We start from the raw sequence: 20,204 nt of genomic DNA, 5'->3' as shown, positions 1-20,204 counted from the left end.
TCATGCACAATATTTCCCATAAAGATTCCTGTCAGGAAGAAGTTTTTTCTTCGCCTGTGAAGCAGGTGCGGGTGCTGGTTATTGATGACAGCCTGGTAGTTCGTTCGATACTCGAGCGGATAATTGGCGGGCATGATGGTTTTGAGCTTGCCGGATCGCTGGCGAGTGCTATCGATGCTGTTGAGTTTCTTAAGAAAAATAGCGTCGATATCATTTTGTTGGATATTGAAATGCCCGACCGCTGCGGGCTGGATGCATTGCCGGATATATTGGCCAAGTGCGGCGCGGCGCGGGTGATGATCCTTTCTTCCGCTTGTGAGGAGGGCGGCCCTGCGGCGGTGCGCGCATTGTCACTGGGCGCATGTGATACTATGGCGAAGCCGGGGCGCAGCAGCTTTGCGGGCAATTTTTCTTCTATGCTGATCGGCCGGATGCAGCAGCTTGTGCGTTCAAACCTTAATGAATGCACACCTGCAGAAACTATCGTCATGCCAGTCCCGCAGGTACCACAGGACCAGCCCGGCTGTATCGCGATCGGAGCATCGACGGGCGGAATTCCGGCAATCCACACACTTCTTGAAAACATCTCTCCCGCCATTGATGCGCCAATGCTGCTTACCCAGCATCTGCCCGAGACATTCCTTCCATTTCTGGTGCGGCAGCTGGAAAAATTCACCGACCGCCGCGTTGTGCTGGGACAACAGGGCATGGAACTTGAGCGTAGCCATATCTACGTTGCGCCCGGCCATGGCCACATGACGTGTGAGTGCATCGGATCGCAGGTGCGGCTCAGCATCGTTCCGGGTGCCATGCCGTCTGCCTATACTCCCGCTGTCGACCCTATGCTTGCGTCTGTCGCATCGGTCTTTGGCAGCGATGCGCTTGCCATCATCATGAGCGGCATGGGCCGGGACGGCTTGCTTGGTGCAGAAAAAATGGCGGCAGAGGGCGCGCAGATATTGGTGCAGGACCCCGAAACAAGTGTGGTTTGGGGCATGCCGGGCGTGGTTGCGCGTGCGGGCCTTGCAAATGCCATCATGCCGGTGGACAGAATAGCGCGGCATATTAACCAGTTACAGAAAGTCACTGCATGAGCATGGATGACGATAATGGCGGTGCAACGCAGATACTGGCGGGCTTGCTGCAGGCGCGCACGGGGCAGGTGATTTCACCGGGCCGTTATTGGCGTGTTGAAACTTCACTGAAATCGGTTCTCGCCGAGTATTGCATCCCCGATATCGACACACTTGTCGCGGCGTTGCTGGGCGCGGAGAATGACGAATTGGTGCAATCCTGTGTCGAAGCGATGCTGAACAATGAGAGCTATTTTTTCCGTGATACGGCGATGTTTACCATGATCCGCACCCAGGTGATGCCGGCGTTGCAAAAGGGACGTGCAGATAGCCGCAGGCTCAGGATATGGTGCGCGGGTTGCTCGACCGGGCAGGAAGCCTATTCGCTGGCGATGCAGTTTGCCGATGACCGGCAGAAATGGGCCGGGTGGGATATTGAAATAGTCGGTACGGATATATCGGAGAGCGTGCTCGAAAGAGCGCGTTCGGGCCGGTACAGCCAGTTTGAAATTCAGCGCGGCCTATCGGTGACACGTATGTTACGCTATTTCCAGCAGGATGGTGAGGACTGGGAAATCAGCCCGGATATCCGTGCCAAGGTAAAATTCCGCGCCGACAATATTACGCGGCCAAGCGGTGATATGGGGCAGTTTGACCTTATTTTATGCCGCAACGTGCTACTCTATTTTGCGCCCGAAACACGGCACATGGCATTTTCACGCCTGGCGCGTTCGCTTGCGAATGATGGCTATCTGATGCTGGGTGCTGCGGAAACCGTCATTGGCCAGACCACCAGCTTTAACGCCTGCCGGGAAATACGCGGCGTGTACACGCTTCGTGACGCGGCTACGCGTACAAACAGGCCCGTACTGGACGCCAATTGGCCGTTCGCACAGGAGGCCTGACGGATTCACTGGCGGCACCGGCATTGATTACACTCGCCAGCCTGTCTATCACAGAGCCACCAATGCGGAAGGATGAGAAACAGGCCGTTGAATCAGGAATATATTCAGACACCTTCGCCCAATTTTGATGAACGCACGTTGCCAGTCAGCATGCTGGTCTTGCACTATACAGGCATGCAGGACGCACCCTCTGCCATCAACTGGATGGCTGATTCGAAAAGCAAGGTTTCCGCGCATTATGTCGTGACTGAAGATGGGCAGATTGTGCAAATGGTGCATGAAGACAGCCGGGCCTGGCATGCGGGCCGTTCGCACTGGCGCGGCATTACCAATGTCAACAGTGCCAGTATTGGCATAGAAATCGTCAATCCCGGGCATGAATGGGGGTACCGGCCATTTCCGCAGGAGCAGATGGACGCGCTGGTGCCGCTCGTAGGCGGCATAGTGAAGCGTTATGACATTCAGCCAGTCAATATTGTCGGGCACAGTGACATTGCGCCGGCACGCAAACAGGACCCGGGCGAGCTGTTCGACTGGCCTTTGCTGGCCAAACTGGGTCTTGCGCTGCCCATTCCGGATGGGCAGCTGGTTGATCCCTATTGGAGCGACAGCGGTTTCTACCTCGCGCTTGAACGCTTCGGTTACGATATCAGCGACGGTGAGGCGGCAACGCGCGCGTTCCAGCGGCGTTTTCGTACCCACACGATTGACGGTGTGGTTGATGGCGAATGCCGTGCGATATTGTTTGCTTTATTGTTGGACCGCGACCGCAGAAATGGTAATGCGCCCTAGCCAGAGGATCGGGCAGCTGCGAAAGTAATTTCGAGGAAAGTCCGGGCTCCACAAAACAAGGATGCCGGCTAACGGCCGGCGGGGGTGACCCCAGGGACAGTGCAACAGAGAGTAGACCGCCTGCTTAGGCAGGTAAGGGTGAAAGGGTGCGGTAAGAGCGCACCGCGTGACCCGCAAGGGAAACGGCATGGTAAACCCCATCCGGAGCAAAACCGAATAGGGGCGGCGTTATGGACAGTTTTGGTCCGCTGCCCGGGTTGGTTGCTGGAGCATGGCAGCAATGCCATGCCGAGATGAATAGTTGCCAAACCTCCGCCCAGGAGGGGAACAGAACCCGGCTTACAGATCCTCTGGCAATTTAGCTGATATACTCGCCTGCCTTACTGCAGGCCAAGGAAGGGCAGGTCGGGCGTGGTCAGTGCGCTGCTGACACAGGCTTCCATATTGGCAATTGTTTTGCCTGCAGGGCCTGTCGCGGTTTCGGTGGAACCACGCAGCGCGCTATGTGAGGCAAATCCCGCCATCAGAAATAGCGATAATATCGCGGATAGTCTTAACTGTCTGCTCATTGCCATTCCCCAGAATACATGGAATCAGGCGTAATGCACTGAATCGAGTGAAAGCATATATAATGCGGTGCGCAACACGAGCCGCATTATATACAGCGCGGATAATTTTCGATGAATGACAATATATGGATGATTTATACATGTGGTTTTGGGAAAATGGTGGGCGTAGAGAGAGTTGAACTCCCGACCCCTTCGATGTCAACGAAGTGCTCTACCACTGAGCTATACGCCCATTTTCCTGCTGGCTACCCGAATTGAGGTTGGGCCAGAGGCGGTCGTTTAGCCGCCACGTCATGCAGTGGCAAGTGTTAAATGAGCCCCGATGCAGGGCCACGCTCAAAAATCCGGTCTACTTCCAGCACTAGGTCGCGCAGGTGAAATGGTTTTGACAGTATTTTTGCATCAGGAGCCGCTTGTCCGGCCTTGAGCGTCACCGCCGCAAAACCAGTAATGAACATAACTTTTGTGTCCGGTGACACCTCGGCGCATTTTTGGGCCAGTTCGATGCCGTCCATTTCCGGCATGACAATATCTGTCAGTAGCAGGTCGAAATGTTCGGTTTCGAGCAGCGGCAATGCCGCGGTGCCGCGATCAACATCGGTCACTTCATACCCCGCCTGTTCCAGCGCGCGTTTCAGGTAGGCGCGCATCGCGGTTTCATCTTCTGCAAGCAATATGCGGATTATCTTTACTCCAGGCGCTGTGCCGACAGGCTTTTTCACATTTTAGCTGCATTCATAGCACATGATATTGCGTGCTTGCCACAGCCGGGCTTGTCTCTATATCTTCAATTGGTTAACATTTTCTTCATAAATTGGCGACTTCAGGCGGTATTTTGGAAAAAGAGCATAAAAATTACCACCTGATACAGGCAGATAACCTGCGGTATCCGGTGTTGATATCCGTGCCGCATGCCGGCCGCCATTATCCAAGACAGATCACTGACAATTTGCGTATTCCCGCTGATGCGCTGCTGCGGCTTGAGGATCGTTATGTCGACATGCTGTCGCGCAGTGCGGCGGAGACTGGTTTTGCAGTGATTACTGCCAAGGCTCCGCGCGCATGGATTGACATGAACCGTGCACCTGATGACATTGACGCCGCGATGCTGGCCGATGCCGATTCCAGCCAGTTTCCGGGCATGAGCAGTAAAGCCAGGGGCGGATTGGGCCTGATCCCGCGGCGCTTGTCAGGATTTGGTGATATCTGGCATAATAAATGGCTGTGGCAGGATATCAGGACGCGGATAGCCGAGCATCACGCGCCCTATCACAGCGCGATAGCGGGTATATTACGCGCTATGCAGCGGCAATATGGTGCGGCTGTCCTGCTTGACCTGCATTCGATGCCCAGCCTGCCGGTGACACATGACGCAGCGCCCGCGCAGGTCGTGCTTGGCGATCGCTTCGGTGCGGCAGCATCATCGCAGATGTCGGAAGCTGCGTTGGCGGTGGCTGAACGACATGGTTTTACAGCGCAGCTCAATCATCCTTATGCTGGCGGGTATATTTTGCAGCGCCATGCTGCACCGATGGAGAATGTCCACGCACTGCAGCTGGAAATTGACCGATCGCTCTATCTTGACCTGACCGGACGTGAACCGGCGCACGGCGTACATGCCGTATCTGCCATGGTGCGCGAGATAGCGTTGGCAGTCGCCGATGAAGCCGGACGGCTTCCCGAGTTGGTCGCCGCAGAATAGATCATTGTTTTCGAGGTGGTAGAACCTTCCTAAAAAAATGGCCACCTCGCTTTGTTGCGAGATGGCCAAGTTCAGGGAGGAGGCGCATATCTGCACCTGTCAGGCCGCCGATAGAGAGGGGGAATGGCAACCTGATACAGGCTAGATAGACATGAATATTTTCGTTTCAATATAAAACTTTTAAAAATTTACCTGTGCGGCATAATATATTTGCAAATGAGAACTATTATCAATTACTCTCTCTTTCGACTCGGGCAAAGTTGGTAAGAAAAGGATTGGATATGGAGCAAGTGACCTCTTATGGCGCTGTGCAGAGCTTGCATGATACGACATGTGCAGAAATGCGCGTGATAACGAGTTTCCGGCTGGCGGCCGCTGCGGGAAAGGCGGGCCAGGACCCGGCAATGCATATTGCCCAGCGCCTGGGTTCTTACAGCCTGTCCAGCCAGCTTTCGCTTATTGTATCGGCAATTGGTGACGCATGGCCGGATAATTTCATGCTGTCGCGTCCCTGCTGCCCGCGGCTGACATTTGATGAAGTGACTGTCATCGCAATGCTGCGCAGTGCGGGCGCGGGGAACAGGGCAGTGTTTGACGAGCTATTACGCGATATGCTGCCGGGTGAAACGCGCGATTTTCTATATGGACTGTTGGGACGTTTTGCAGCGGAACTTGAAACCGCACCACGGCAATCGGCGGCATAAAAAAGGGGAGACGAAGCTCCCCTGATTCATTTGGTTGCTATCAGACTTAGCTGAGCTGTGCGTCAGGAACTTCCGGGAGCTCCGTCACCTGCGGCGCTTTGCCTGACTGTACCTGACGGCTGAATACTTCGCGCATGACCTGTAGCGAGAAGAGATGCGCATGGATTAACGGCAGCATGCCGTTCTGATTCATCTTGCGCAGTTCATCGCCGCGCAATTCGCGCAGTTTTTCTTCATTCACCATCTGGAAACCGCGATAGATAAACGGCTTTTCAACACCGTCCTGCTGAATGGCCACTTCACCGTCCATCAACAGGTCAAGTTTTTTCAACTCGTCCATAAAGACGCTAGTGCGCTGACCGGCCTGCTCAAAATTCTCACAGAACTTCAGGATATTCTGGGTTGTTTCGGTAGGGTTGCCATCCTTGTCGAACAGTTCGTCGCCTTCCTTGGATTCTCCAAGACCGCCAGCTGTCGGGTCAAAACAAAGTGACAACTCTTCTGAATCAGGGCGCAGCTTGGCAAGCATGAAGGGGTAACGACGTACATAAGCGGGCACATAGACAGGGTCGCTGAACTTGCCTTCACCGTCCATGTATACGTTCACGCCTTCATTCATACCCATCAGGATCAGCGGAACGGGATTGTCGCCGGCTGAAAAAACGATCGGATAATGGCGCTGTGCCTGCGGAAATTCTTCAACAGTGAGCGGAATGGCGTGCTGGTTTTCCATGAACTGGGCATTGTCCAGACCGGTGGATTTCCATGAGCTGTGTTCCTGGCTGTTGAGTGGAACCAAATCTTTGTAAAAAACTGGCAAACTTGCCTGCTGCGGCGCACTGGCCATCTTCAATCTCCAATATCTTCATGTGTCGGTAAAAATTAATTGCATTCCATTAGGTGGTATGCGGGGCGGACGCAAGGGGAATGAGCTTGCCGGGGTTCATTATTCCATAAGGGTCCATCGCGGCTTTAATGGCTATCAGGCTGTTGATACGGGCCGGACTGGATAATCTGGCGAGCTCACCCCGCTTCATCTGGCCAATGCCATGCTCTGCCGATATCGAGCCGTCCCATTTGACGACAAGGTCATGCATCATTGCGCTGATCTGTTTGCCTTGCGTCTCGTTCCAACTGGCGGCGTCAGACCCGGGCGGCGCCATGACATGAAAATGGATATTACCATCGCCCATATGCCCGAATGCTATGGCACGGGTTCCGACAAATTTTGTTTCCATCAGCGGTGCGACATGGTCGATAAACGCACCCATTTTTGCAGGTGGCACGCTAATGTCATGCTGCATGGCTGGACCTGCTGCACGCTCCGCCTCGGCAATGGAGTCGCGGATTTTCCAAAAAGCCTCTGCCTGCGCTTCGCTGGCGGAGATGACGGCATCCGATATCAGTCCGCGCTCCATCGCTTCGCCCATCAATATTTCTGCTGTTTGGGCAGGGTCAGGGCTGGAGGCATCATCGCGGACAAGCTCGATCAGCGCATGCCAGGGTGCCGCAGATGCAAGTGGCGCGCGGGTGCCAGGAATATGCGTCAGCACATTGTCGAGGCAGTGCTGCGGCAGTATTTCGAATCCTTCCATCGCATTGCCCGCCCTGCCTTGCAGGAACAGCAGCAGTTCGCGCGCTTTGGCCGTTGATTCCAGTCCGGTCCAGACGACGCTCCGGTCAATGAGTGATTTCACAAGTTTGAGCGACGCTGCGGTCACAATGCCCAAAGTGCCTTCCGCCCCGATCAGCAAATGTTTCAGGTCATAACCGCGATTGTCTTTTTTGAGCGCAGACAGCCCGTCATATATGCTGCCATCGGGAAGTACGGCCTCAACCCCGTGCACCAGCGCGCGCATCGTGCCATGGCGCAGCACCTGTGTACCGCCCGCATTGGTGGATATCAGCCCGCCGACGGTCGCCGATCCCTTACCGCCCAGTGTGAGCGGAAAGCGCAGTCCCTTTTCCTCTGCAACGCCATGCAGATTTTGCAGGATGACACCCGCCTCTGCGACGATTTGCCGGTCCTGCACATCAAAGCCGCGAATGGCGTCCATACGGCGCATGGACAGCAATATGGCATTGCCGCTGCCGTCAGGCGTCGCCCCGCCGACCATGCCGCTATTGCCGCCCTGGGGAACAATAGGGACGCGGTGTTCAGCAGCCAGCTTGACAATGCGTGCAAGTGTTTGCGTATCAGGTGGTGAGACCAGCGCCTGCGCAGAACCATGGTAGCGGCCGCGCCAGTCGGTCAGCCACGGCTCCATGTCGCTCGCATCGCATGTTATGGCACGCGCGCCGGCAATATCTTCCAGCGCCTTCAGGAAATCTGTCATCATGTCTATCTATGTATAGTGCGACATTTGCGCAACATCTGATGGCTAAATGATGGCAAAAGGCTCTACTATTGGCGGGTTAATCACCTGTTCAAATGACTTTTCTATAAGTCACAGCCAATCATTTGCCACCAGCCATGCTTTGGTTATAACAAAACCGATTCTGCCCAACGGAGCGTATCTGAAATCGCATGTCGATAGTCCACTCCCTAATTGCCCTTTCCATGCTTAGCATGGCACCGGCTGGCGATGCGTCCAGTTTGGATGAGGCGCTGGCTGCCGCAGAAGAGCAGCAGAGTATTTTCGCTCAGGAATGGTTGAATTCGGCGCTTTCACCGCACCCACAAATTACGTTTCAGGTGCGTATCGAACGGCGTATTCGTATCCGTATTCCGCGCTTGACGCCAGCGAACCGGCAACGCATGAGCAGTTTGCAAGCGCGTCCTGTCAGGAAATATAAGGCGAAGAAGATTGGCAAATGCGTGCCCATGAACGGCATTGCAGGTGTGCGCGTCGCGGCAAGCGAAAACCGGCTCCTGCTCTATATGCGTGATCGCCGGATTATCCGTGCAGACCTCGAGCGTGCCTGCCTTGCGCGTAGTTTCTATTCGGGTTTTTACCTGGAGCAGAGCAAGGACGGACAGCTATGCGTAGAGCGCGACCTGCTGTTGGCGCGTTCCGGCACCAAATGTGAAATTGACAAGATGCGTCAGCTCGTCCCGGACGATTGAGCTATGAGGCATATATTGACTTTTTCACTATAAGGCTTCAAAGCCCGCCCCAAGCGGTTCTGCAGTAAGGCAGATCTGCGGAAAAGCGCAATGTTGCAGTTCAATTTCCCGGATAGCTTATGAAATTTGCCGATATCGGCCTCTCAGATGAATTGTTAAAAGCCGTAGCTGATGCAGGCTATGAATCACCGACTCCGATTCAGGCACAGGCAATTCCATCTGTCCTCATGATGCGCGACCTGATCGGTATTGCGCAGACCGGCACCGGCAAGACAGCCAGTTTTGTACTGCCCATGATTGACATATTGGCTGCAGGGCGCAGCAAAGCCCGGATGCCGCGTTCGTTGATCCTCGAACCCACCCGTGAACTCGCGGCACAGGTGGCTGAAAATTTTGAGAAATATGGCAAGCACCATGATCTTTCCATGGCGCTGCTTATAGGTGGTGTGTCGATGGGGGACCAGGTCAAGGCGCTGGAAAAAGGCGTTGATGTACTGATCGCCACGCCCGGTCGTTTGATGGATCTGTTTGACCGCGGTAATATCATGCTGAATGATTGCAGCCTGCTGGTGATTGATGAAGCAGACCGCATGCTCGACATGGGATTCATTCCCGATATTGAATCGATTTGTGACAAGCTGCCGACCTCGCGGCAGACGCTGCTTTTTTCTGCAACCATGCCGCCACCGATCAAGAAACTGTCGGACAAGTTCCTGAGCAATCCGAAACATATAGAGGTTGCGCGGCCCGCGACCGCAAACAAGTCCATCCAGCAATTCCTGATCAATGTAGCGCCGCGCGGGAAAGAGGATCTGCTGATCCAGTTTCTTGACCATGGTGTCGACAGCGCTATTATCTTTTGCAACCGCAAGACACAGGTTCGCGAACTCAACAGGAAACTGCGCAGCATCGGTTTTGATTCAGGTGAGATACATGGCGATATCGACCAAGCGCAGCGCATCACCGAACTGGACAAGTTCAAGAGCGGTGAGATCAACATACTCGTTGCCTCTGACGTTGCCGCTCGCGGCCTTGATGTCAAGGATGTGAGTCATGTGTTCAATTATGACGCACCATGGCATCCCGATGATTATGTTCACCGTATTGGCCGTACAGGCCGGGCAGGGGCGACGGGCATTGCCTATACATTTGCCACCAATGCGGATGCCGAAGCCATCGAGAACATCGAAAAGCTAATTGGCGGTGCGATAAAGACCCTGAAAGCCTCCCGCAAGAAATCGGATAGCGGCAAAAAACAGTCCGCGAAAAAGGCACCTGCAAAAAAACAGTCTGGTAAGAAACAGCCTGAAGCGCCAAAAGAAGAAGTCAACACTGAGGACAATGCGGGCGAAACGTCTGATAAAAAGCCCGGCAAAGCGGCAAAAGACGCTGCCCCCAAAAAGGCGGAGCCGAAACCGCGCAAGCAGAAAGAGGCAAAGGACGATCCGCCTGATGAAGGCTGGAATGGCCCAATGCCCGACTTTCTTGCTTATGGTTTCAAAAAGTAACTTCCTGAGATCAGGACTCTAGAAACTCACTTTTGCTGACACCCGGAAGTCACGTCCAGACAGCGGGGCAAAATCTTTCGTGAAGCTGGCTGCGCGGCGGCCGATTACATCAAAAATATTGTTTGCCGACGCGATTAGTGTCAAACCGCCGCCCTTGCCAAAGGGCTTCCATGATGCACTGGCATTGACCAGCGTAAAGCCTTCGGTTTCAGTCTCAAAATTCGCATTGCGGTCCTGATCAGCGAACCATTCGACTTCGCCGCGCAGGGTCAATGCGCTGCTCTGCGCTTCAAGCGCGCCCAGCACGCGTAGCGGTGGAATCCGCGGTACAGGCCCTAGTCCGTCCAGCTTGGCATGAACATAATCCACCACCGTGTCAGCAATAAACCTGAAGCCACCTGCTTCTGCCAGTTTGGCGGAGCCTTCAAATTCAAATCCGTAATAGGTGGCGTCATTTTGAATATACTGAAATATGGGCAAGCCATCTTCTTCACCGCCAGTCGGAATGTCGATTATAAAGTCTTCAAAATCATTCACAAAAGCTGTTGCCGACAACTGAATGTCCGGACTGTCATAGCGGACATAAAATTCGCCGCCGATGCTTTTTTCGGTCGTGAAATCGGGGTTGCCAATCTCAAATGCCTGGGTGGCGATATGCGGTCCGTTGGACAATAGCTCTTCCGCCGCGGGTGCGCGTTCGGAACGGCTCAGGTTGACACCGATCTTGAGGTCAGTGGCTGTGGTGTAACCCGCACCTATGGCCGCTGAAAAGGAATTGAAGCTGCGCATTATGCCTAGTGTACGGGCATTGACATTGCTACGGTCATAGCGTGCAGCACCTTCGAAATCCCATCCACCGGATGAATATTCCTGTAGGGTGAAGATACCGAACTGGTTGGTGATGTTGGGCGGGACAAATGCTTCTGCTCCAGTTGCAACGAAATCGCGGAACACATATTGCACGCCGCTGGCGCCGCGCCAGCCGTTATTGTCCGTCTGGACCAGTTCCAGCCGACCTTCAAGGCCCTGGTTTTCAAACACGGTTCCGATTTCATCACCTTCAAATTCGGTGTGTGTGTAATCGGCATAGGCAGCGCGAACACGCAGCTTGTCGAAAAAGCCGGACATGTTTGCTTCGGCGCGCAGGTCAAGCTTGAATTGCTCGAGTCCGATGGTGACGGGACCTTCCTCTTCCTCTTCTTCATGATCCTCATCATGATCTTCGTCCCCGTGCTCTTCTTCCTCTTCCCCATGAGCATGTTCTGCGCCAGGACGGGCGGGGATGCCATAATTGCTGTCATAATAGCTGGCGGCTATACCGATGCTGCCGCCTTCATCGATAAAGGCGATGCCGGCGCCGAGCGTATATGTCCTGGTAGCCGTATTGGGAATAAAGCCGCGCAGGTTCGCCAGCTCTTCCGCTTCTGCGGCTTCTTCCAGATGACCTTCCTCGCGCTCTTCCTCGGCGATTTCCAGCTGTTCCGCGCGTAGCTCGGGTGACAGCGTAAAGCCGCCGACTTCAAGGTCATCGCTTTCACGGTAGCTGCCGTCAAAATGGACTACCAACCGGTCGGTGAGCGGGATATCCAGGCTGGCACCCGCGCTGTAGAGATCGCTTGCGGAGGCGTAATTGGCCGCGGCATCCAGGTGGAAGGCTTCATCAGGAATCGCGCGCGGGATACGCTTGTCGATGGCATTGACCGCACCGCCTACGGCCTGTCCGCCGAATAGCAGCACAGCCGGGCCACGCAGGACCTCGATACGCTCAAGAGTAAGCGGTTCGACTGTGACGCCATGGTCGGCGGAGGTGTTGGAGACGTCAATTGCGCCAATGCCGTCGGTAAGGACACGGATGCGCTCCCCCTGGAAGCCGCGCAGTACCGGACGTGAAGCGCCGGGCGTAAAAGATGTGGCGGAAACGCCAGGCAGTTTCGTGAGCGTTTCACCGATTTGTGGTTCCAGCTCGCGAGTCAGCGTATCGCCGGAAATGGCGGATGTACCTGCCAATATGTTGAGATTGGCAAGGAAGGGCGCCGTCACCACAATGGCTTCGTCACTGTGAAAATCATCATCCTGAACAGTCGTTTCAGCTTCTGTCCCAGCTTCCTGTTCCTGAGCGAATGCAGGCGAAGCAACGGCGAGCGATGATACAGTGAGCAAGAGGGTGGGAAGGGTTGTTTTGGTACGAACTTGCATGGGGATTTTCCTTTTGGCGGCTTTATCTTGTGCAGGTGTCTAGATGTAATGATATGATATATCAATAGCAATTATCGTGCATTTCATGCAATTCGTCGAACGGGCGACACGAAACATGTAAAACATGTCTGCCGTTTCCCTAAAATACACGCTATGACAGCGGCATGAACGCACAACCGAAAATCATGCTGCTGGGCTCGGGCGAACTGGGCCGTGAATTCACCATTTCCGCGAAAAGGCTGGGTGCCCAAGTGATTGCGTGTGACAGTTACGCGGACGCGCCCGCCATGCAAATGGCCGATAGCGCCGAGATATTTTCGATGCTGGACGCAGAAGCGCTGAAAGCCGCCATCGCAAGGCACAGGCCCGACCTGATCGTACCGGAAGTGGAAGCAATCCGTACCGAGATACTCGCTGATGCAGAGGCTGAAGGCTGTACAATCGTGCCGTCCGCGCTGGCGACACAGCTGACCATGAACCGTGACGCGATCCGCGACATGGCCGCCAATGAGCTGGGGCTGAAAACGTCGCGCTATGCCTATGCCGAAACGGCGGGGCAGGCAGAGGCTGCGGCGCGGGACATTGGCTTTCCCCTGGTCGTGAAACCAGTCATGTCGTCGTCCGGCAAGGGGCAGAGCGTGGCCAAAAGCGCTCAAGATGTTAAGGCATCATTCCGGTATGCCGCCGACAATATGCGCGGCGACCGCGTAAAGGTGATATTGGAGCAGTTTGTTGATTTTGATTATGAAATCACGCTGCTCACCGTGCGCACGCGCGATGGCGTGCATTTCTGCCCGCCTATTGGCCACAGGCAGGAACGCGGCGATTATCAGGAAAGCTGGCAACCCGCAGCGATGGAGACCGTGCACCTGCGCGAGGCGCAGGACATGGCGTGCAAAGTGGTAGACCGGCTGGGTGGTTATGGCCTGTTCGGGGTGGAATTTTTTGTGACCAGCGACGCAGTCATTTTTTCCGAACTCAGCCCGCGCCCGCATGATACGGGCATGGTGACGCTGGTCAGTCAGAATCTGAGTGAATTTGACCTGCATGCGCGCGCGATCATGGGATTGCCAATTCCTGAAATCACACTGCGCAGTGGCGGAGCTGCAAGCGCGGTCATTTTGGCAGATCGCGATGCCGAAAATTTCACTTTTGCCGGGCTGGCCGATGCGCTGGCCATGGGCGGAAAAGGGGAAGATATCGATATCCGCATATTCGGCAAACCGGTGACGCGGCCCTATCGGCGCATGGGTGTCGCGCTGGCAGCGTGCGATGATACGGATATAGCGCGCAAGGTCGCCAAAGCGGCGGCGGACGCAGTTACGATAGAATATGAGTGAGGAGAGAGCGATGAAATTCAAATGGAAACAAGTCTGGATCGTGCCATTGGCTGCGACGCTTTGCACGGCTTACCCGGTCCTGGCACAACCGGATGGATTTCATTCCGGCAAGGTGATACCGCAATTCGGCCCGGTGGCTACGGTGGAGCAGGATGTGGAAATCCCCGCAGATGCCCGCTTCAAGGTATTGTTCGATGTCAGCAAAGCCGCCAAGCCGGGTGAAGTTAACCGTACACTGGTGAGCGCGGCGCGTTTCATTAATATGCATGCCGAGGCAGGCGTCGACCCTGAAAATATAGAAATTGCTGTGGTGTTTCACGGCGGTGCATCGATCGACCTGACCCGTGCCGAAACTTACGGTGCGCGCAATGATGGCGCGGAAAATGCCAATGCAGCTGCTATCGAAACGCTGCGCGCCCATAATGTGCAGGTCTATTTGTGCGGGCAGAGCGCGGCCTATCACGGTATAGTCAATAAAGACCTGTTGCCCGGCGTAGACATGGCTTTATCTGCGATGACGATGCATGCTTTGCTGCAAAAGGATGGTTATACGCTCAATCCGTTTTGATGTGCTTAACTAAGCGTCGAGCGGCGTTTTTGTTTCATTTCACGGTCTATCGACATCAGCACACCGATACAGATCATGATGGTCATCATCGATGATCCGCCATAACTGAGGAACGGAAGTGGTATACCGACCACGGGGGCAAGGCCCATCACCATCATCAGGTTAATGGCGATATAGAAAAATATTGTGGTGCTAAGGCCCGCTGCGACCAGTTTGGAAAAACGTGTTTTTGCATTGACGGCAAGGCCAAAACCCCAGCGTAGCAGCAGGAAAAACGCAAAAATAACGGCAAAGCCGCCAATCAGGCCCCATTCCTCCGCCATGGTGGCGAACACGAAATCGGTATGGCCTTCGGGCAGATAATCGAGATGGCTTTGTGAGCCATTGAGGTAGCCCTTGCCTGTCATCCCGCCCGAACCAATCGCGATTTTGGACTGGGTGATATGATAGCCCGCGCCAAGTGGATCATTTTCCGGGTTGATAAAGGTCGTCACGCGGCGCTGCTGATATTCTTCCAGCCCAAAGAAATAGGCCAGCGGTGCAATCACCGCCATGGCGGCCGCGCCAATCACGAATAGCCGGAGCGGGAGACCTGCGAGAAAAGCAACCGCCATGCCGCCCGCCAATATTGTCAGCGTGGTACCGAGATCGGGTTGCAGCAGCACCAGTGATGCCGGAATACCCATCAACAGCAGGGCAGGCCAGATCGCACCCCATGTGCGTATCTGGCCAATGGGCAGCAGGTCATAAAACCGCGCTACAGCGAGGATGATGGCCGGTTTCATAAGTTCAGACGGCTGGATACGAATCAGGCCCAGATCGAGCCAGCGTTGGCTGCCGCCGCCTACTGCACCGATCAGCTCGACGCCCAGCAACATCAGCGCAATCACCACGTAAACCGGGAAAGTGAAGAATTTGAACACATTTTCGCTAAAGCGCGAAAGCACCAGCGCCATGACCAGGAACACGCCAAAGCGGATGGCATGACGTGACGCCCATGGCGACATGCTGCCGCCTGCGGCCGAATAAAGCACAACCACACCGAACCCGGCGATAATGCACAGCAGGAATATGACCTTCCAGGGTTGCTGGGCAATAGGGGCGGGGATGATGCCAGACATTACTCGTTGGCCTCCGCCGCGCTATCTGTTTCCGGCGCAGGCGCATTCTGGCTGGCTTTCTCGGCATTTTTGCGCGCGACATAGGCATTCATCTTGCTCGCCATACGTTGTTCGATTGTGCCACCCCATGACTGCTCAAGCGCTTCGAGCGCGCGCATCGCCTTGCGCCGGTCATACAGGAATGTCAGTACATCGCGCGCGACCGGATAAGCCGCGCTGGAGCCACCGCCATGCTCTATCACCACCGAAGCGGCATAGCGCGGGTTATCAAGCGGTGCGAAACAGACAAACAGGCCATGATCGCGGAATTTCCACTGCACATCGCGCCCGCCGCGTCCGAATTGCAGGCCAACCACCTGTGCGGTTCCGGTCTTGCCTGCCAGCTTGACGTTCGGGATATTCAGCTGCGCCCGCCGCGCCGTTCCAGGGCCATTTACCACATCGGACATGGCGTTGCGTATAATCTGTAGATGCTCAGGCGCTATGTCCAGGTTGGGGGCCAGCTTGTGCCGTTTTGGCATCAGCAACTTGGGCATGACATTGCGGCCCGAGGCTATGCGCGATGACATGACCGCAAGCTGCAGCGGATTGGATAGCATATAACCCTGACCGATAGTGGCGTTGACCGTGTCAAAAGCCTGCCATGACTGTTTATATTTCTTACGCTTCCATTCGGGGTCAGGGACGGTGCCATAAAACTGGCTGGTGACGGGCAGGTCGAAAGTCTGCCCCATGCCCAGTTTGCGTGCCATAGCGGCGATCGGGTCCATGCCGATACGTTGCGCAAAATAATAGAAATAGACGTCACAGCTTTGATAAATACCCTTGGCCATGTCGACCCTGCCATGACCCTGGCGGTTCCAGCAGTTGAAACGCCGGTTGCCAACGCGAAGCCCGCCATTGCAGACCACCGTCTCATCAGGAGAAAGGCCAGCCTCCAGAAAAGCGAGCCCGACCATCGGTTTGACGGTTGATCCGGGCGGGTACAGCCCCTTGAGCACCTTGTTGCGCAGCGGCACATGGTCATCATCGCGCAGCATGCCATATTCGTTGAACCCGATACCGTCTGAAAAGCTGTTGGGGTCAAAACTGGGCATGGAGGACATCGCCAGCAATTCACCGGTATGGCAGTCCATTACCACCACCGAACCCGATTCCGGGCCCAGTCGGCGCGCTGCGTATTCCTGAAGGTCGGCATTGATGGCGAGCTTCATTGGCTTGCCAGGTACATCCTCGCGCTTACTGAGTTCGCGGACAATCTTGCCGCGCGCGGTGACTTCGACGCGCTTGGCTCCGGGTTTGCCGCGCAGATCCTGTTCAAACTGTTTTTCCAGCCCGTCCTTGCCGATTTTAAAGCCCGGTGTGATGAGCAGGGGGTTTTTCTCTTCCTCATATTCCTCGGCCGAGACTGCACCGACATAGCCGAGCAGATGCCCCACGGCTGCGCCAGAGGGGTATTGCCGGCTGAACCCGCGCAATGGTGCCACACCTGGCATATCGGGCAGGCGCACGCTGAGCGCTGCAAATTGTTCATAATCCAGGCCTGAGGCAATTTCGATCGGCGCGAATCCGCGCGAATCTTCCAGGTCCTTCTTGATGCGCCCCACTTCGTCGTCGCTGAGCCGCAGCAGATCGGTGAGCTTGGCAATCGTGTCTTCCTTGTCCTTCATCCGGTCAGGAATGAGATCAACCCGGAAATCGGCGCGGTTATTGGCAAGCGGTTTGCCATTTCTATCAATAATCCAGCCGCGCCGGGGGGGAATGAGCGTCAGGTTGACGCGGTTGCTTTCTGACAGCATTTCCCAACGTTCATTCTCTGCCACTGCGATATAGGTCATACGTCCGGCCAGCAGCAGCCCGACCGCTGCCTGAGCACCGCCCAGAAACAGCGTGCGGCGGTTGAACGTAATATTCTGTGAGGCTGCGGTTATCAGCTTGCGTTTCTTGCGCGCCTTGTTTGCCTTGCGCTTCCTGTTCATGCTGGCCGTTCCGTCATGTTGTCAGCCGCTTTCGGTCAAGCCAGGCGACAATGCGCAACACAAGCGGATAGAGGAAAATGGAAAGTATGATTTGAGGCAGTAAAATAGTCAGATTCCCGGCATCCGCGATAATATTATTGATCAAAAGGCCTCCGATCAGCGCGAGCATAATCGAAACCGCAGCGATTAACCAGTCTTGCCAGAAACCGCGCCACAAAAAGCGGTTATCCATGATTTCAATGAATATCATCACCAGCGACCATAGAAAGGCGGCGCTGCCAAACGGCTGGCCGCTGAATATATCGTCAAACAGACCAAGCGGGAAACCGATCCAGATCGGCCAGAGGCCGGGACGTATCAATCGCCATGCTATCAGCATCATCAGCCCAAGCGGCGGCAGCAAAGGCATGGAGGCAATGTAGGGAATGAACAGGACCAGCATGGAACCGATCATGACCGAAAATATGGGGATCAGGCCAATGCGAATGGAGGAAGGCTCCCGGTCTATCCGTTTTTGATATACCGTATTCATTGCCCGCCTTCGGTGTCATCACCGCTGGCTTCGTCGCCTGCTTCACCGCCCTGTGCCTCTGGGACGAGTTCGGGTTGGTAAATTGGTTGCACAACAACAAAGTCTGCCGCTGCCGGATCGCTTAGCGGGCGGCCAACGGCCCCATCATTGGCGAGGCTGTCGACAATCGCAACCGGGATATTCGGGCTATACAGTCCGCCATTGCCCGATGTGACGAATATATCACCGGGTTTGACGTCATTCGCACCGATGTTGATCAGGCGGATATTGAGCAGGCCGTCACCGCGTCCTTCGGCAAATGCGACAGTTCCATCGCTGGCACGCTTGACCGGCACCACATTGTTTGTGTCAGTGAGCAGCAACACGCGTGATGTGTTGATCCCCGTGCTCAGTACCCGGCCAATCAAACCTCTTTGCTCGCGCACTGGTTGGCCCGCTTCGACACCCTGGCTGCGGCCCGCACCCAGTGTCGCAAACCGCCGTGTGCTTGAGGAAGTGGAGCTGATTAGCCGGGCGATTGCCACGGGCTCCCCCTCTTCTTCGACCAGCCCCAAAAGGCTCCTGAGGCGTTCATTTTCCTGTTTGAGCGCACGCGCTTCGATAAGCTGTGTCCGGCTCTGCTCCAGCTCACGCTGCATTGCTGCATTTTTGGAAGCCGCATCAAAATAGGCGGAGACTTCGCTGCTGCCCTTTTGCCCGGTGGAACGGGCAGCGGTAAAAAACTCGGTGACAGGGCGTGTCAGGTCTGCCGCACCGTGGCGGATGGCAGAAAACGCGGCGGGATCAAGATAGGATATGGCAAGCAGAAACAGCCCGCCAAAGGCGCCCAGAAAGGCGACCAGATAGCCGGTGAATATCTTATACTGCGCCTTGCGGGAAAAACCCGGACGCCGTTTATCCGGCGGCGCCATATCTCATTTCCTCCGTTAGGCGGCTGCCCCTCCGCCATTTCATCTTCGTCAACCCCAGTAACTTTCAGACCCCGGTAATTGCTAGGCCCGTTGGCAGCATGTATCAGGCGGTGTGAAGCACGCCGCGGAAAATCGGTTCTTCCATGGCCCGGCCTGTACCAATCGCGACACAGCTAAGCGGGTCTTCAGCGACAGTGACCGGCAGGCCGGTTTCCTCGCGGATAAACTCATCCAGACCGGCAATCAGCGCGCCGCCGCCAGTGAGCACAATGCCCTGGTCGACAATATCGGCGGCAAGTTCAGGCGCCGTGTTTTCCAGCGCGATACGCACGCCTTCGACAATGGTGCTGATAGGTTCGGCGAGTGCTTCGGCAATTTGCGCCTGATTAATGGTGATTTCTTTTGGTACACCGTTCACAAGGTCGCGGCCTTTGATCTGAATGCTGACGCCTTCACCATCAGCAGGTTTTTTCGCAACGCCAAAATCTTTCTTGATCCGCTCTGCGGTCGCTTCCCCGATCAACAGATTGTGATGGCGGCGAACATAGGACACGATCGCTTCATCCATCTTGTCTCCGCCCACACGGACTGATGTCGTATAGGCCAAACCGCGCAGCGACAGGACAGCGACTTCGGTCGTGCCGCCGCCAATGTCGACCACCATGGACCCGATCGGTTCGGTTACCGGCATATCGGCGCCAATGGCCGCTGCCATGGGTTCAAGGATCAGGTAAACTTCGCTTGCGCCCGCATTGGAGGCTGCGTCACGAATAGCGCGCCGCTCAACCGAAGTCGAACCGCTGGGCACGCAGATCACGATTTCAGGATAACTGAACAGGCTTTTGCGGCCATGCACTTTCTGGATAAAGTGCTTGATCATATGCTCGGCCACTTCGATATCGGCTATAACGCCGTCACGCAACGGACGGATGGCCTCTATCGAATCGGGTGTCTTGCCCATCATCATTTTGGCATCATCACCAACGGCGCGAACCTTCTTTATGCCGTTGATAGTTTCAATGGCGACTACAGAAGGTTCGTTGAGAACAACCCCCTGATCCTGGACATAAACCAGCGTGTTCGCTGTGCCGAGGTCGATAGCCATGTTGTGAGAGCCGAATTTCAACAGTTTAGAAAAAAAAGACATGTGTTCGATATTCCATTTTACCAGTCGGTCATGATGACGTGGGGGACGCCGGGTCATGCGCTAAATATAAAGCCGCACCCTTAGCCGAAA

General features: G+C 55.2%; 19 protein-coding genes, 1 tRNA gene and 1 other RNA gene. 10 read left to right on the top strand and 11 right to left on the bottom strand.

The window, feature by feature from the left end; translation table 11 throughout:
- Positions 1 to 2: 2 nt before the first annotated feature.
- The 4 genes from G6Q15_RS06230 to rnpB all read left to right on the top strand — a co-directional run bounded on the left by G6Q15_RS06230 (position 3) and on the right by rnpB (position 3,128).
- Positions 3 to 1,094, top strand: a complete 1,092-nt coding sequence (locus G6Q15_RS06230) for a chemotaxis protein CheB (RefSeq protein WP_164116792.1) — start codon at positions 3 to 5, stop codon at positions 1,092 to 1,094.
- Positions 1,091 to 1,978, top strand: a complete 888-nt coding sequence (locus G6Q15_RS06225; protein WP_164116790.1) for a CheR family methyltransferase — start codon at positions 1,091 to 1,093, stop codon at positions 1,976 to 1,978. The genes G6Q15_RS06230 and G6Q15_RS06225 overlap by 4 nt, the downstream gene beginning before the upstream one ends.
- Before the next feature lie 72 nt (positions 1,979 to 2,050).
- On the top strand, positions 2,051 to 2,770 hold the full coding sequence (locus G6Q15_RS06220) for an N-acetylmuramoyl-L-alanine amidase (protein ID WP_164116787.1): 720 nt from the start codon (positions 2,051 to 2,053) through the stop codon (positions 2,768 to 2,770).
- An RNA gene (gene rnpB / locus G6Q15_RS06215) (RNase P RNA component class A) lies at positions 2,771 to 3,128 on the top strand.
- A gap of 22 nt (positions 3,129 to 3,150) precedes the next feature.
- On the opposite strand, the gene G6Q15_RS06210 is transcribed toward rnpB, so the two are convergent.
- From G6Q15_RS06210 to G6Q15_RS06200, 3 genes are all read right to left on the bottom strand, one after another.
- Complete coding sequence (locus G6Q15_RS06210) at positions 3,151 to 3,339, bottom strand: hypothetical protein (protein ID WP_164116785.1); 189 nt, start codon at positions 3,337 to 3,339, stop codon at positions 3,151 to 3,153.
- Positions 3,340 to 3,496: 157 nt separating this feature from the next.
- Positions 3,497 to 3,571 (bottom strand) — tRNA-Val (locus G6Q15_RS06205).
- A 76-nt stretch (positions 3,572 to 3,647) separates the two neighbouring features.
- Complete coding sequence (locus G6Q15_RS06200) at positions 3,648 to 4,025, bottom strand: response regulator (RefSeq protein WP_164116985.1); 378 nt, start codon at positions 4,023 to 4,025, stop codon at positions 3,648 to 3,650.
- Between the two features lie 149 nt (positions 4,026 to 4,174).
- Between G6Q15_RS06200 and G6Q15_RS06195 the strand changes: the two genes are divergently transcribed.
- Positions 4,175 to 5,041, top strand: a complete 867-nt coding sequence (locus G6Q15_RS06195) for an N-formylglutamate amidohydrolase (protein WP_164116783.1) — start codon at positions 4,175 to 4,177, stop codon at positions 5,039 to 5,041.
- Between the two features lie 281 nt (positions 5,042 to 5,322).
- Positions 5,323 to 5,745 carry a hypothetical protein gene (locus tag G6Q15_RS06190; protein ID WP_164116781.1) on the top strand — a complete coding sequence of 141 codons (423 nt, stop codon included), beginning with the start codon at positions 5,323 to 5,325 and terminating at the stop codon, positions 5,743 to 5,745.
- Positions 5,746 to 5,791: 46 nt separating this feature from the next.
- Here the strand turns inward: G6Q15_RS06190 and G6Q15_RS06185 are convergent, their stop codons facing one another.
- Complete coding sequence (locus G6Q15_RS06185; protein ID WP_164116779.1) at positions 5,792 to 6,592, bottom strand: SapC family protein; 801 nt, start codon at positions 6,590 to 6,592, stop codon at positions 5,792 to 5,794.
- 49 nt (positions 6,593 to 6,641) lie between these two features.
- On the bottom strand, positions 6,642 to 8,081 hold the full coding sequence (locus G6Q15_RS06180; RefSeq protein ID WP_164116983.1) for an FAD-binding oxidoreductase: 1,440 nt from the start codon (positions 8,079 to 8,081) through the stop codon (positions 6,642 to 6,644).
- A 224-nt stretch (positions 8,082 to 8,305) separates the two neighbouring features.
- On the opposite strand from G6Q15_RS06180, the gene G6Q15_RS06175 reads away from it, so the two are divergent.
- Positions 8,306 to 8,812, top strand: a complete 507-nt coding sequence (locus G6Q15_RS06175) for a hypothetical protein (RefSeq protein WP_205518106.1) — start codon at positions 8,306 to 8,308, stop codon at positions 8,810 to 8,812.
- Between the two features lie 119 nt (positions 8,813 to 8,931).
- Positions 8,932 to 10,320, top strand: a complete 1,389-nt coding sequence (locus G6Q15_RS06170) for a DEAD/DEAH box helicase (protein ID WP_164116774.1) — start codon at positions 8,932 to 8,934, stop codon at positions 10,318 to 10,320.
- Between the two features lie 18 nt (positions 10,321 to 10,338).
- Here G6Q15_RS06170 and G6Q15_RS06165 read toward each other — a convergent pair whose 3' ends face one another.
- Positions 10,339 to 12,516: a TonB-dependent receptor gene (locus G6Q15_RS06165; protein WP_164116772.1), complete on the bottom strand. Its 2,178-nt coding sequence runs from the start codon at positions 12,514 to 12,516 to the stop codon at positions 10,339 to 10,341.
- A gap of 164 nt (positions 12,517 to 12,680) precedes the next feature.
- Between G6Q15_RS06165 and purT the strand changes: the two genes are divergently transcribed.
- Together purT and G6Q15_RS06155 are read left to right on the top strand one after the other, a co-directional pair.
- Positions 12,681 to 13,856 carry a formate-dependent phosphoribosylglycinamide formyltransferase gene (gene purT / locus G6Q15_RS06160; RefSeq protein ID WP_164116770.1) on the top strand — a complete coding sequence of 392 codons (1,176 nt, stop codon included), beginning with the start codon at positions 12,681 to 12,683 and terminating at the stop codon, positions 13,854 to 13,856.
- Positions 13,849 to 14,424, top strand: coding sequence for a DsrE family protein (locus tag G6Q15_RS06155; protein WP_240330783.1), 576 nt, complete (start codon positions 13,849 to 13,851; stop codon positions 14,422 to 14,424). The genes purT and G6Q15_RS06155 overlap by 8 nt, the downstream gene beginning before the upstream one ends.
- A gap of 5 nt (positions 14,425 to 14,429) precedes the next feature.
- Here the strand turns inward: G6Q15_RS06155 and rodA are convergent, their stop codons facing one another.
- The 5 genes from rodA to G6Q15_RS06130 form a co-directional block, all read right to left on the bottom strand.
- The gene (gene rodA, locus G6Q15_RS06150) at positions 14,430 to 15,545 is read right to left on the bottom strand and encodes a rod shape-determining protein RodA (RefSeq protein WP_164116768.1); all 1,116 of its coding nucleotides are present in this window, start codon (positions 15,543 to 15,545) and stop codon (positions 14,430 to 14,432) included.
- Positions 15,545 to 17,524 (bottom strand): penicillin-binding protein 2, encoded by a 1,980-nt coding sequence (gene mrdA, locus G6Q15_RS06145; RefSeq protein WP_164116766.1) that lies wholly within the window; start codon positions 17,522 to 17,524, stop codon positions 15,545 to 15,547. The genes rodA and mrdA overlap by 1 nt, the downstream gene beginning before the upstream one ends.
- A 13-nt stretch (positions 17,525 to 17,537) precedes the next feature.
- Complete coding sequence (gene mreD, locus G6Q15_RS06140; RefSeq protein ID WP_164116764.1) at positions 17,538 to 18,056, bottom strand: rod shape-determining protein MreD; 519 nt, start codon at positions 18,054 to 18,056, stop codon at positions 17,538 to 17,540.
- Positions 18,053 to 18,967 (bottom strand): rod shape-determining protein MreC, encoded by a 915-nt coding sequence (gene mreC / locus G6Q15_RS06135; protein ID WP_164116762.1) that lies wholly within the window; start codon positions 18,965 to 18,967, stop codon positions 18,053 to 18,055. The genes mreD and mreC overlap by 4 nt, the downstream gene beginning before the upstream one ends.
- Positions 18,968 to 19,070: 103 nt before the next feature.
- Positions 19,071 to 20,114 (bottom strand): rod shape-determining protein, encoded by a 1,044-nt coding sequence (locus G6Q15_RS06130; protein ID WP_164116760.1) that lies wholly within the window; start codon positions 20,112 to 20,114, stop codon positions 19,071 to 19,073.
- Between the last annotated feature and the right edge of the window lie 90 nt (positions 20,115 to 20,204).

It is taken from the genome of Sphingorhabdus sp. Alg239-R122 (genome assembly GCF_900537065.1).
Classification (GTDB): domain Bacteria; phylum Pseudomonadota; class Alphaproteobacteria; order Sphingomonadales; family Sphingomonadaceae; genus Alg239-R122.
This window is presented reverse-complemented; position numbering and strand designations above follow the sequence as displayed.

What these genes read in the sequence shown, in the direction of transcription:
- G6Q15_RS06230 (WP_164116792.1), top strand. Translation starts at nt 3, where the DNA reads ATGCACAATATTTCCCATAAAGATTCCTGTCAGGAAGAAGTTTTTTCT.
- G6Q15_RS06225 (WP_164116790.1), top strand. Translation starts at nt 1,091, where the DNA reads ATGAGCATGGATGACGATAATGGCGGTGCAACGCAGATACTGGCGGGC.
- G6Q15_RS06220 (WP_164116787.1), top strand. Translation starts at nt 2,051, where the DNA reads ATGAGAAACAGGCCGTTGAATCAGGAATATATTCAGACACCTTCGCCC.
- G6Q15_RS06210 (WP_164116785.1), bottom strand. Translation starts at nt 3,339, where the DNA reads ATGAGCAGACAGTTAAGACTATCCGCGATATTATCGCTATTTCTGATG.
- G6Q15_RS06190 (WP_164116781.1), top strand. Translation starts at nt 5,323, where the DNA reads ATGGAGCAAGTGACCTCTTATGGCGCTGTGCAGAGCTTGCATGATACG.
- G6Q15_RS06185 (WP_164116779.1), bottom strand. Translation starts at nt 6,592, where the DNA reads ATGGCCAGTGCGCCGCAGCAGGCAAGTTTGCCAGTTTTTTACAAAGAT.
- G6Q15_RS06180 (WP_164116983.1), bottom strand. Translation starts at nt 8,081, where the DNA reads ATGACAGATTTCCTGAAGGCGCTGGAAGATATTGCCGGCGCGCGTGCC.
- G6Q15_RS06175 (WP_205518106.1), top strand. Translation starts at nt 8,306, where the DNA reads ATGCTTAGCATGGCACCGGCTGGCGATGCGTCCAGTTTGGATGAGGCG.
- G6Q15_RS06170 (WP_164116774.1), top strand. Translation starts at nt 8,932, where the DNA reads ATGAAATTTGCCGATATCGGCCTCTCAGATGAATTGTTAAAAGCCGTA.
- G6Q15_RS06165 (WP_164116772.1), bottom strand. Translation starts at nt 12,516, where the DNA reads ATGCAAGTTCGTACCAAAACAACCCTTCCCACCCTCTTGCTCACTGTA.
- purT (WP_164116770.1), top strand. Translation starts at nt 12,681, where the DNA reads ATGAACGCACAACCGAAAATCATGCTGCTGGGCTCGGGCGAACTGGGC.
- G6Q15_RS06155 (WP_240330783.1), top strand. Translation starts at nt 13,849, where the DNA reads ATGAGTGAGGAGAGAGCGATGAAATTCAAATGGAAACAAGTCTGGATC.
- rodA (WP_164116768.1), bottom strand. Translation starts at nt 15,545, where the DNA reads ATGTCTGGCATCATCCCCGCCCCTATTGCCCAGCAACCCTGGAAGGTC.
- mrdA (WP_164116766.1), bottom strand. Translation starts at nt 17,524, where the DNA reads ATGAACAGGAAGCGCAAGGCAAACAAGGCGCGCAAGAAACGCAAGCTG.
- mreD (WP_164116764.1), bottom strand. Translation starts at nt 18,056, where the DNA reads ATGAATACGGTATATCAAAAACGGATAGACCGGGAGCCTTCCTCCATT.
- mreC (WP_164116762.1), bottom strand. Translation starts at nt 18,967, where the DNA reads ATGGCGCCGCCGGATAAACGGCGTCCGGGTTTTTCCCGCAAGGCGCAG.
- G6Q15_RS06130 (WP_164116760.1), bottom strand. Translation starts at nt 20,114, where the DNA reads ATGTCTTTTTTTTCTAAACTGTTGAAATTCGGCTCTCACAACATGGCT.